Raw genomic sequence first — 11,668 nt, 5'->3', positions numbered from 1 at the left:
CCATTCTTCTGCTGCTCTGCAGCCTTGAAGCAAGCATCGCTCATCGCCTTCAACGCATTTCCCAGGGTCTCATAATTCAACATTTTTTTCATAATTCTCCAATTTTCTCCGTTATTCTCCAAAAATCTCTGTTATTCTCTTATTATCTCCAGCAATCTCTATCATGAGAAGAATTTTCTACCTATCCTCGTCTTATTAATGACCATATCAGAAAAGCCATAGAGATAAAACATACCAGTTACAATCATAACTGTATAGCAAGAGTCCACCATGTCCTTGGTAGTATACCAATTCCATTCCACGATATGGGCAGCATTCACGCCGAAGAAATAGAAGAAAGGAATACGATACCACCAGCACAAAAAGAAAAATCTACTAGCCAGAATTGTCACCATCGGAAGAATATAAACCATAAAATAAATGAAGAGATAACATGGCAAATTTTCTTCGTGAGGAACAAACATTTCTTTGGGATGCTGAGAAAAGTCCCAGATACCATAAGCGTGAAAGAACATGAGGCTTATAGGCATATACTTGCAGTACCACCGGAAGAACTTTAAGATTCTTCTGGAATATCTGTTGCCATGCTTCATAAGCATACCCATCAGCTCAGTAACATCTACGTCCTTTATCAACCGTTGGACTTCGGCTTCTTGTTCTTGTGTCATAGAAAAACCTCCTTTTGTCTATAGTTAATTGTTTATACGTTCTTGATAAAATCAAAAATCTGTAGCAAAATTACAACTTTTTGCTCAAACCAATTCATTTTGAGCAAAATTTTAAGGTTAAATTTTACTAATATAACAATCTGTAAGCAACAATCACAAATACATCATATATAAAATAAGGTGTAGCCCCATCAAGAGTTACACCTTATTATATTATATCCACTTGATGACTGTATCACCATGATAACCTTTCTTCCAAACGAACCAAGCATAGCTAACAGCACTGCCTCCTCCGTCCTTCATTCTCTGAAACTCTCCATTCTTGGCGCAAAGCACTCTTCGTGAGAATTGCAGCACATACTGAGGAGGATGCTTGCTAAATAGCTCATCATACCTCTTTTGTCCTTCTAGAAAGGTAGTCTTCAAGAACATGATGCAAAGTCCATCATCAGGAAGAAGCTCCAAGCTGTGCTTAATGAAATCCAGGGCATACTTGTATGGCGGATTGGTGAGGATGCAAGTACAATCGTTCGGCAGTTCGGTAGTTTCCAAGAAATCTCTTACTCCCCCATAGCCTCTGTCCACAAGGTCGGTGGAGATTACTTCATGCCCGAAGTCCATCAGTCGGTCAGATAAGCACCCTGTACCACAAGCACACTCCCATATTTTACGAGGAAGCTGTATAACTGTCACCAGTTTATCAATGGCTATAGGGTCAGTAGCGTAAAAGTCATTACTCTCACGCTCCTTGTCCGTGTGGTTGGATGCTCCCAAGGTCACGAACATACTCTTTCTATTTCCTGTCCAATCCTTCATAGTTTATTCTCCCAACATTGAGTCTACCATGCCTTCAATGGCTTCATCTGTCATACTCTCCTTGATGGAGGTATCACCGCCAATCGATTTCATCAACATGCCTATCCAAGGATTATCACTTTCCATGGTGGAATGTATCTGCTCCTTGTAGGCAGCATAAAGCTCGCCCGATTCCTTGAACTCCAAAAGAACCGTGCGCAAGGCTTTCGTCACGTAATTATCCATCAGCAAGGGATTCTCCCTTGCCGATGAAAGTTTGGTCAAAAGCACTGCCAGTGCTTCGTGTAATTGTTTCTTATTCTTCTTCATATCGTCTTATTTCTTAATTTACAAAGTCTCGTCTTGGAGTTTTACTCCCCATACTTTGACTCCTCATACACCAAGTTATGCTCATCTACGTAAGCCTTGGCTTCTGAGTATGTGTCAAACTCTGCTGCGGTAGCATCTACTGCCACATAAACCTTGTTATTATTAGGTTCTTTAGTTAATTCTTTAACTAATTCCTTACCTTTGTAAATAACCTTAAAAGGTTTTGTCAAAATTTTATTTTCCATATTTACTTATATTTTAAGCTTTATCTACAACTTCAACACTCTTACCAGCATTCTGCCACTCTGTTATCTTAGACGAAGGGGTGTTCTTGCTACATTTAACGTATGCAGAAGCAACAACAGCACACCAATCTGATTCCCAATAGAGTTTGGCAACACCAAACTCGTTACCAAATTTATTACCACCAAAGGTAATACCTGGAGAAGCAAACATGTAGTTCCAGTCAAGCTCACCAGTTGTTTTTCCATTACTTCTCCAAGCTGCTACAAGGTCGATAGTATCTCCGGTACAAGCGTTGTTAGCAATTCTCAAATCTGTAAGTTTTACCATCTTACCGAAAGCCTTAACTATATCACCTGAAAAAGTTTTCATTTCGGCTATTGAAAGCTCTTGAAGGTTAGTTAAATTGCTTAAAGATTCAATATTACCATACACCTTGTGGTTTTCGTAAGGCATGTCTTTGCAGTCCCATTTAAGGATTTTCAGATTAGTAAGATTGGCTAAATTAGCTATGTCACCTTTCCAAAAATATTCACGCTGATTAGGTTTGGATGAAGGTGCATTTGGGTCAGGATGGCTACCAAAAGATAACTCTTCAAGACTTGTGCAGTATTTAAACTGCTCCAAATCTATATCCATATAACCAGTAGAGTGATAGAATGCTTTAAATAGAGAACCTTTCTCTATATTAACATTGTATTCACCAACAGAGAATTTCTGAAAAGAGTTATCTCTATTGTTATCCCTAGAGGTTGTTCCTGCTAAATTCTTGATGTGACCACTTCCATTGTCTCCATCAATAAACACTCTAATAGCACCCTTATAGGTAAAATCTACATAATTTCCTGAAGTATTCTTCATTTTGGCTAATAAATAGCCAAGTTTCGGAAGGTCAGGGTTATTAACGGATGCCTTCAATTTTGTTACTAAACAATTTCCCATAATTAAATATATTAAAATGTTAAACTTCTGAATTATAGTGGTATACCTTATCCAAATTATTTATTTCGGTAATTAACCACTTATGAACTCTAAAGATGTTATCATTTTTAACGAAATCAGTCCACTTATTAGCTTCAAGTTCATAAGCATATTGACCGCCAAAACGTAACATCCAATCTCTTATCTTTGTTACTATTCTCTCTGCATCTATGATTCCATTTTTTCGTAAATAAGCATATCTTTCTTCTAATTCACTCACGTAATAAGTGGTAATATATTTCATCATAGAAATCTTGCTTATTATTTGTGTAACATGCTTACCATACAAAGGAGGATTTATAGTTTGAACTGGTTGCCAATGATTACCTAAAGTTGCATCTACGTCATATAAACATACATACCATTTTACTCCGTTATATGTAACCCATTGCCAGTTATCTGCAAATCCATCTGTATTTCTAAGCAAATCACAAGTTATTAAATAATCAATGAGATTTTCGCTATCGAAATAAGTCTCCAACGTATCTTTTATAGCTTTGAGATTTTCATCTGTCTTATTGCCTAAATATACATCTTCAGCAGCCTTAATCGTTGCTAGTGTCTTTGAGAAATCAATTATATATTTCTTAACTTTTGCGCTAGTCTTATGCTTTAACTCATCATAAAACTCTGATGACTCGTCTATAAGTTCACCGGAATTGAGGTCTGCATCATATTCGCTTCCATCCATAAGATACAACGACTTAGGATTTCTGATTTCAAAACCAACCTTGTTGATATTTTTCCATTGTATCAAAGAACTATCACCATTAGCGTTGAACAATGATGTTTCACTAATATTTCCATCAAGATGTATATGTTCAGCAGTTTTCTTATTTAGACAATAATTACTACGATGCTTCTTTAATTGGAAGCTATATAATCCCCAAAATTCTCCATTTTGGAAAACCATGCAAGGAAAACCATCTGGGAAACAACGAGCACCACTTTCTGTATATAATAGCACTTCTTTCTTTCCATTTACGATAGGGTTAGTAGGAGTTATTGCATCTGTATTAAGCAAGGCTCTTTTCCACACGTAATCCTTTTCTAATCCTCTAGTCTTTACTATATCATTATATATAGAGTATCCTATTACACACATTCCCCTGAATGGGTCTGTATAATAAGCCTTTAAATGGAATGAGTCTTGAGGAACCCACTCTCCAAACTTCACAGAAAAGCTATCACCCCCAACCTCTGAATCAAACAAATCAAGGGCAATGCTCTTCTTTATATAATTCATAGAACTACTTCCTTGCCCTGATATATATGAATTCTTCTTAAAGTAATTGCCTTGCATGTCCCAAAATTCAACGACAGCAGGAATATCATAATTCTTACCTTTTACAGCACCAGCTAAACCTACTTTTGATAGTTTTGTCAAATCACTACTTGAAATTATGTTTAATCTTGCACAGCGAGGAGTTGGAATGTTCAGAGGATAATCACCATTTTGGGTAATGTATTCACTCCAATCAGCTGGGGTTTTAATAGTAAAACCGTTTGCTTTCAAGGCATCTTGTATATTGTATACACTATTTCCTTGGAGGTTAAGATTTGATACTTCAAGGTTTGTGACTTCCATATCATGCTCATGTTTCTTGCCTTGTGAGTCACGATAAGACATTACTTTTCCTTCTCTATCAGTAGTAATCTCCATCCTTTTCTCAGGGTCTTCAATATGCTCAAATTCTATTGGAATAGTTTCAGACTTTACCTTATAGAAATAATGACTGCCATCAGGAGCAGTATATCCAATTACCTTACCCTCGGCATCAGTCTCTACAGAAAGATATTCATCATTCTCTATTGTAGAAAGATGAGCAGTGCGTTCTTTGATGTCTGCTATATCAATAATAGCATCGGAGATAAAAGTACTAATATCAATTCCTCCAACAAACATGTGACCATCATTTGCATGGAAACCACCAAGAACCTTGTTTTCTGCATCAATGATAGCATAAAGCCATTCCTCGTTGGTTATTACAGAGTACATTTCATGGTTAGGGAAGTATGGTTGTGCATCATACTTGATTCCTGCAAGGATTCTGTTTTCTGTATCTACCACTGCAATGATATACTCATCATTGGAGATATAGAAGAAGCTGTCAGCAACATCAAGACTTATCAAGCCCTTACCATCTTCCTTTGGCTGGAAGTTTTTGAGGGTTTCGTCAATACTTGAAAGAGCTTCCTTGATAGCCTTAATATCATCAAGCCACTGAGGCTTGGCTGCCCAACAAGTGCCATCTTGCAGAATACCAAGAAGAGGATGATTTGCTGCATCAAGAATTACCCAAAGGAACTCTTCGCTCTGTGATATGTGGTACATATCATTTTGAGGATAGTACGGCTTGCCTGTAGCTCTGTAGATACCAAAGAGAACTCTATCCTCAGCATCTACTATAGCTTTGATAAATTCTTCGTTCTCAATTACTCTAAAACACTCCTTTACTTCATCTTCAATGAGGGATTTTCCTTCTTCTTTGTCTACCTTACCTTCCTGCAATGCAGTAATGCTTGCAGACAATTCTTTCTTGGCAGCATTAATAGCTTCAAGAATATCCGTCTTATCCTGCTGGCACTGGTTGATAATCTCTTGCAACTTGGCTCTGATTGGTGCAGGAATACCCTTGCTCCACTCAATGGAACCATCAAGCTGGATTCCAAACAAGAAGTGGTCTTCTGCATCTACTATTACCTTGATGAACTCTGGAGACTCAATTTCACGGAATGGAATGGCAAACTGGGAGACTACCTTGTCCTTTGAATCGCCGAACTCTTGGGCAATATTCTCCTTGTCGAACTTCTTAGCAAGCTCGGCATCAACACGCTTTTTCTCTTCTGTAAATTTTGTATCAACATCAGCAGTATTAGCCTTCTTTGCCAATGCCTCATTCACCACCTTTTGGCTAACTACATTCCTTGTGCTCACGCCCAACTCCTGAGCCACTTCCAGCAAAGTAGAGCATACCCAGCTGCTGCCATTCTCAGAATAAAGCACATTGATGCCCTGAGGAACAACAAGCCCCCCAAAGTTCTTATACGTACCAGCTACGGTCGCAAAATAATACATCTTGGCACCGATAACCTTAGCTGGCACAGTATCAAGACCTGCTACGCCCATATACGTAGCTCCTTTGATGAGTTTAAACTTCTCAATGATGCCAGTTATCAGCTCATCCCAGTAGCTATCCCTCTGGGCATTCACGCACCAAGTTCCCCTGTCCGCATTCCAGTAATGCGCCCAGCCATCAATAGCCACGTAGTCACCTTCCACGCCTCCCGAAGGAAACTTCTGGTTCACCTCGTATATACTGCCAAACTCCCCCTTGTAGTGAGGACTTGTTTTGTCTATATCATTAGCCATATCTTGTTAAATTTGTGATAATTGGTTATACTTCTCGCCCAGTTCACTCTCCTTCTTACTTATCAAGAAGATAGAGATGGCACGATAGATGAGATACTTCTTACACTCGTCAGTCAGGGCTAGGATGATTTTCTGGTCTGTCACCGTTTTCCCATCCTTTTCAAGCACATCCTTCACCTTTTGATAAGGAAGGTATGTGAATAGCTCCACTTCATGGTCATACACCTTGTTTGTAGGCGTATCATGGTTAGCAGAATACCTTCCGGCAGTCCAGTACATCAGTACTCGCTTTCCTGTAGTAGGCGAAACGGTTATCATGCCCTTCGGCTTCTGCGGTGTCCCCCTAGTCCATCGAGAGGCTTGCATCTGAGCCTCCTTGCTTCCTGGGTCCATCAAAGCCACCAACGAGGAAGACCAACTTTTCAGCCTCAGCTCCACCAGCCTCAGCCAATCATCAGGTATCACAAGGCTACCATGCCCATCAGTGTATTGTGTCTGAATGGCATCATAATCTTGCTTACCGCTTTCATTCAGCGAAACCACTACCCTTTGGGGCTGTAGCATCTGCGGTGGTGCTTGCAGCAATAGCTGCTGTGCTGCTGTCTCGATAGCTTGTTTCATTTCCTCGTCCGAATCATCGGCAAAGACATCATTCAGCTCATCGTGCTTCACCTCGTCCAACGCAAGCCTCATTTCCTTCACAAGGTCACTCATCAATGCTTCCATAGGCACTATTAACTATAAACTATTAACTAAAAAACTATTTCAACCCCAAGCTCCTTAGCCTTCTCCTTCACCTGCTCAGGCGATTTCAGTTTCCTTACATCCACCTTGAAGGTCTTCTGGAGATAGTTCTTAGCCTTGGTGATATTCTCGAAGCGAAGGGCGTTATCGTCCATCAAGTCCATCGCCTTCCCTATTACCTCATCAAGAGCTTTCTTTGGCTCAGGTTCAGGTTCGCTCTCATCCTTGATGCGTCCAGCCTTGGTCAACGGATGCTTTCTGATGCAGTCTGCCACCTGCTTGTTGTCCGTGAGGTAAGAATAAGCATTGTTGCTGCACCTCTCAAACTCCACGCTCTTCACAAGTCCGCTAGGCAGAGTCACCACAAAGATGAGCATACTGTTTGCTACAAATCTATACATATCTTTTGTGTTTATGGGTGAAGGGATAGCGAAGCCTAGTCCGAGGGCTATTGTTCCCATCTAGAGCCTCAACTATCCCCGAGTTTTGATATATGTTAGAAAACTATCAGTTTCCTTTGTTTTGATTAAGCAGCCTCCTGAATCTGCTCATCGGTCACACCGTCCTCTGTGAAGGCAGGGCGAGATACACGAGCATGGGCATCCGGGAATGTCAGAACCCAACAGCTATACTCCTCCATTACCACACCTGCGGTGTTGCGAATCAGCAAATCCTTGGCATTAAACTCATTTCGTGACCAAGTACCAAATACATACTTGTCGAGATAACGAGCATCCAAACAGAAGGCTCTACCATCCATGCCCCAACTATTGAAGGCATCGTGGCGATAAATGAGAATTTTAGTTCCCATGCTCTCGAACTTCTCGAAGTCGAGCTTCCATCCCTGGTAGTCCTTTTCAGTCTGTGTAATGATGCGCTTGTTAGAGCGGAGGTTGGCAAATGCCTGATAAATCAAGTTGTCCACGAAGAGCAACTTGGTACGGCTAGAGTTACCTGCACCCTTCAACATAGCAGCAATAAATGAGGTCAGCTCCTTCTCACTAATCACATACTCATATACCTGCTTGGTCTCTTCCTTCGTACCGGAAGAAGTCTCATCAGGTACGGTCACTTTTACGGTTACAGGCACAAGAGTGCCATCGGCTTGTCTAAACATCTTTGGCTCCCAGTGTCCAATCTGCAAATCCTTACCAGCTTCCCAGAAGATGCCACCCATGGTATAGACAAGACCTACATCCTTGCCACCATTCGACATAGAGCGATAGCCAAACAGTCCGCTCAGCTCCTGACCTTGGCGCATATCGTCCATAGCCATCTTCTCCTGACGTGTGAAGTCCCACTGCACCTGGGTCTTGCTCATACGGTCGATAAGAGATTCCTCCACCTGCATGATGAATCGCTGGCAATACTGGAAGCTCTTGTCTGGCATAGAGTAGTAGCTACCAGTCTCTACCTCTTTTTCACCTGCGGCTCGTCCCAGTCGCATTACTACAGTACCAGCCTCAATATCCTCAGGAATGTCCCGGTTTCCACGACTGGCGTTTTTCTTTCCATTCAGCGCATAGCATGTAGGGTTTCCATCGTTATCTACCTCTGTTACACGCAGCTGCAAAGGAATCATCGTGCTTCGGTCAGTACCGTTGTCCTGATAGCCAAGACAGCTTTTAATCATAATGATGTCACCAGTACCAAACACTGTCGCATTTTCCACCGTTAGCTTTACAGAGCCACCGTTTGTAGTTTTACTTAACTTCGCTGCAAGTTTTGTTTTGATTGGTCGCTGACCGATGGAATAGTACTCAATGCGGTTGCTGTCCACAGGAGTCATTCGCTTCGAGGCTCGAAGAATCTGGTCGATTGGGCAACTCTCCAGCTTCATTTCCACCACGGTAGGGTTCACATGAGCCACATAGTAGTCCCAGTTGTTCATCTTCTCCTGTTGCTCTTGGCTTCCACCCTGCCACTTTGGACCCGTGCCACCTACACCTGGTCCATCCGTTGGACCTGTAGGACCACCGCCACCTTCACCTGCTGGAATATTAGGAGGAGTTTCTGCCATAGCATAAGAGCTGCCACCACTCAGAATCATGACGAAAATCGCCATCATGAATCCAAACCATTTCTTAAACTGTTTCATAATCTACATTTTTTTAAACTATTAATTATTAACTATAAATTCTTAATTGATAAGAGCTACATTCCAACCATCTGGCTATACACCTGTTCGGTTCGGCTCTTCTCCTTTGGAAGAGAAGGAGCACCACCGCCACCATTGATATTGATGTTCCGCTTGCCACCCTGTCTTCCATCATGTAGCTGCTTCTGTTGGTCGATTTTCTCGTTCTTGCCACGCTTGTAGCCACGTTCCTCGGCATCAGCCACAGCCTTGTCGAAATCCTTGATTTGGAAGAGACGCAAGAAGTCAGCCTTCTTCAATTCATAGCGAGCTGCACGCCATACGAATCCATCATCATCGTGGTCTTCGCCATCATCACTGCGCTTATACATCCACTCTATCAAGTCCTTGATAGACTCGGGCTTAATCTTGGCTTCCTTCATGGCTGCATCAAGTTCCTTATCCTCTTGCTTCATGTTGGCTGCAAGAGTCTCCTTGCCCTTGGCTAGCTTCTCACTGGCTGCTAGCTTTTCCTTCTCGCTAGTCTTCAAGCGTTTCCTAGCCTCCTCGTCACCATTGATGGCTTCGATGTAGTCCTGTCCTAGCTCGTCTATCAAGTAGTCGATAAGGTTGAAGTCGCCACCATCGGCATTTTTCTTTGTAATGAGACCTGTCACCAGCCCAGGCGCATGAGGATTTTCTTTCAGCATATTGTTGAAGTCGTCCATCCTTTTCTTGCTTTGGTCGTACTGGTCGTAATCGGTCGCAATTTGGTTAAAAACAGCCTCATCATCGTCCATATTCAGGTCGGGATAACGCTGAGCAAGACGCTCTCTGAAAGAATCTCGCTTTGATTTAACATTCTGATTATCAATCGTTTCTTTTGCCATAAACGTTCTTTTTTAATATTTGTGTGCTAAATTAAGCAAAATTTCGCATTACTTTGTGATAAGTTCTGCATCTTGATGAATTAATTTTGTTGGCATGAAACATCTAAATTCCATATCCGAAATTTACCTTAAAAGAGACCAGGAAATGTTTCTGCTCTTTCGTAAGGCCAAGAGGATGGTAGAATATCCTACCACCATGGCTAAGATATGCGATTACATCGCCAAGATGCCAGCCTCTTGTTATTATCTCGCTGATAGCACAGCCTATCGGTATGTATGCAAACGCATCAAGGGGGAAAAGCCTAAGTTCGGCAAATACCAAGCCATGAAAGAAAAACTCTTCGAAGCCTTCTATCAGGATTTCTTGCGCCTCCGTCAGATGGAACAATACAAGGAATACAACACCAAGCATCTTGTGTATGTGTGCCTAGACCTCCCTGCACCCAACATGGGGATGGCTCCTCGCTACATACAGATGAAAATCAACAATTATTTCCGCAATAAGAAAACATCATTCATCACTCGATAAAACTCTCTTTCATTATGCGTACATTATATATAACACTCCTCATCGTCCTCCTGATGGCTTTCATCATTCCGCTGCACGCCAATCTTGCTGTGTCGCCATCCTCGCCTCAATACTCCCATTTCGTTTACATGTTCGGTCATGCCAACTTCATCCATTGGGCTGTTAATGCCTGGTGCCTCCTTATGGTGCATCGTCTGTTTCGCTTTCATCGAGTGCTGGCTTCGTGGCTTGCATCCGTGGCTCTCTCCTTCCTTTATTATCCGTCCCTCCCAGTCTTGGGCGCATCGGTCATTATCTCCTTCTTCATGGGCTTCACCGCTCCGTGGCTCTACAGGCGAAAACGCTTAGCCTTCTGGCAGATGCTCATCCTCCTAGTGATTGGATGCCTCCTCCCTCACATAGCTGGCATCTATCACCTCATCCTCTTTGCCATCGGATTCATCTATGCCAAGGCAGAAGGATTCATTCGCAAGTCTCAAAAACTCAACATTTAACATTCAACACTCAACATTAAAAATAAAAAATGCCAGTAGCAAAATCTTCATTAAAGGTACGACCTCAGCAGCAGATTTCCGAAAAGAAGCTCAAAGAATTTCTAGAGGAAGATAAGAGAAGGCTCACAAGCCTCCTCGCTAGCTATCGTCCCATTACTGGAGAAAACGCCCCTGGTCTTCGTTTCGAGTGTGTCATTGAGGATTTCTTAAAAGGCAAGAAGCTTTGGCTTCCGGTAGAAATGTTGAAGGAAAAGAAGTTCTGCGCCATCATCAAGTGCGGTTCCATCCAAGCCTTCTGCGAGAAGTACATGCCCGACCTCGATCAAGAGAAAGCACGTGATGCTGTCTTCCGCTATCTCATCCGTCTCCGCTGCAAGCACGATTTCTATTTCTTCGCCTACGCCTATGCCCGAATCAAGAACAAGGATGGTGGCGATGATATACCTTTTCTTCTTCGCAATGCCCAGATTAAGTTAGCCAAGGTCTTCGAGCAGTTGCGCCTTCATAGTCAGTACCGCTATATCCGTGTCATTCTCTTGAAGTG

General features: G+C 42.0%; 12 protein-coding genes and 1 pseudogene. 3 read left to right on the top strand and 10 right to left on the bottom strand.

Annotation, left to right across the window (positions count from 1 at the left end; translation table 11 throughout):
• Positions 1-161 precede the first annotated feature (161 nt).
• The 10 genes from QVD32_RS11555 to QVD32_RS11510 all read right to left on the bottom strand — a co-directional run bounded on the left by QVD32_RS11555 (position 162) and on the right by QVD32_RS11510 (position 10,101).
• Positions 162-668, bottom strand: a complete 507-nt coding sequence (locus tag QVD32_RS11555) for a hypothetical protein (protein WP_287710237.1) — start codon at positions 666-668, stop codon at positions 162-164.
• A 213-nt stretch (positions 669-881) separates the two neighbouring features.
• Positions 882-1,361 (bottom strand): hypothetical protein, encoded by a 480-nt coding sequence (locus tag QVD32_RS11550; RefSeq protein WP_287710236.1) that lies wholly within the window; start codon positions 1,359-1,361, stop codon positions 882-884.
• Positions 1,362-1,487: 126 nt separating this feature from the next.
• A complete protein-coding gene (locus QVD32_RS11545; RefSeq protein WP_287710235.1) occupies positions 1,488-1,793 on the bottom strand; it encodes a hypothetical protein in 306 nt (101 codons plus the stop codon).
• A 41-nt stretch (positions 1,794-1,834) separates the two neighbouring features.
• Positions 1,835-2,038, bottom strand: coding sequence for a hypothetical protein (locus tag QVD32_RS11540; RefSeq protein WP_287710234.1), 204 nt, complete (start codon positions 2,036-2,038; stop codon positions 1,835-1,837).
• A 13-nt stretch (positions 2,039-2,051) separates the two neighbouring features.
• A complete protein-coding gene (locus QVD32_RS11535; RefSeq protein WP_287710233.1) occupies positions 2,052-2,978 on the bottom strand; it encodes a hypothetical protein in 927 nt (308 codons plus the stop codon).
• Between the two features lie 19 nt (positions 2,979-2,997).
• The gene (locus tag QVD32_RS11530) at positions 2,998-6,390 is read right to left on the bottom strand and encodes a CotH kinase family protein (protein ID WP_287710232.1); all 3,393 of its coding nucleotides are present in this window, start codon (positions 6,388-6,390) and stop codon (positions 2,998-3,000) included.
• 6 nt (positions 6,391-6,396) lie between these two features.
• Positions 6,397-7,116 carry a hypothetical protein gene (locus QVD32_RS11525; protein WP_287710231.1) on the bottom strand — a complete coding sequence of 240 codons (720 nt, stop codon included), beginning with the start codon at positions 7,114-7,116 and terminating at the stop codon, positions 6,397-6,399.
• A gap of 26 nt (positions 7,117-7,142) precedes the next feature.
• Complete coding sequence (locus QVD32_RS11520; RefSeq protein WP_287710230.1) at positions 7,143-7,595, bottom strand: hypothetical protein; 453 nt, start codon at positions 7,593-7,595, stop codon at positions 7,143-7,145.
• Positions 7,596-7,660: 65 nt separating this feature from the next.
• Positions 7,661-9,232, bottom strand: coding sequence for an SU10 major capsid protein (locus QVD32_RS11515; RefSeq protein WP_287710229.1), 1,572 nt, complete (start codon positions 9,230-9,232; stop codon positions 7,661-7,663).
• A 56-nt stretch (positions 9,233-9,288) separates the two neighbouring features.
• Entirely contained in the window at positions 9,289-10,101 is an 813-nt protein-coding gene (locus QVD32_RS11510) for a hypothetical protein (RefSeq protein WP_287710228.1), read from the bottom strand.
• A gap of 196 nt (positions 10,102-10,297) precedes the next feature.
• On the opposite strand from QVD32_RS11510, the gene QVD32_RS11505 reads away from it, so the two are divergent.
• The 3 genes and pseudogenes from QVD32_RS11505 to QVD32_RS11495 form a co-directional block, all read left to right on the top strand.
• Positions 10,298-10,630 carry a hypothetical protein gene (locus QVD32_RS11505; RefSeq protein WP_287710227.1) on the top strand — a complete coding sequence of 111 codons (333 nt, stop codon included), beginning with the start codon at positions 10,298-10,300 and terminating at the stop codon, positions 10,628-10,630.
• Positions 10,631-10,683: 53 nt separating this feature from the next.
• A complete protein-coding gene (locus tag QVD32_RS11500) occupies positions 10,684-11,124 on the top strand; it encodes a class-II aminoacyl-tRNA synthetase family protein (RefSeq protein WP_287710226.1) in 441 nt (146 codons plus the stop codon).
• A gap of 29 nt (positions 11,125-11,153) precedes the next feature.
• Positions 11,154-11,668 (top strand): annotated as a pseudogene (locus QVD32_RS11495) (hypothetical protein); the annotation flags it as partial.

It is taken from the genome of Barnesiella sp. (assembly GCF_022723415.1).
Taxonomy (GTDB): domain Bacteria; phylum Bacteroidota; class Bacteroidia; order Bacteroidales; family Barnesiellaceae; genus Barnesiella; species Barnesiella intestinihominis.
This window is presented reverse-complemented; position numbering and strand designations above follow the sequence as displayed.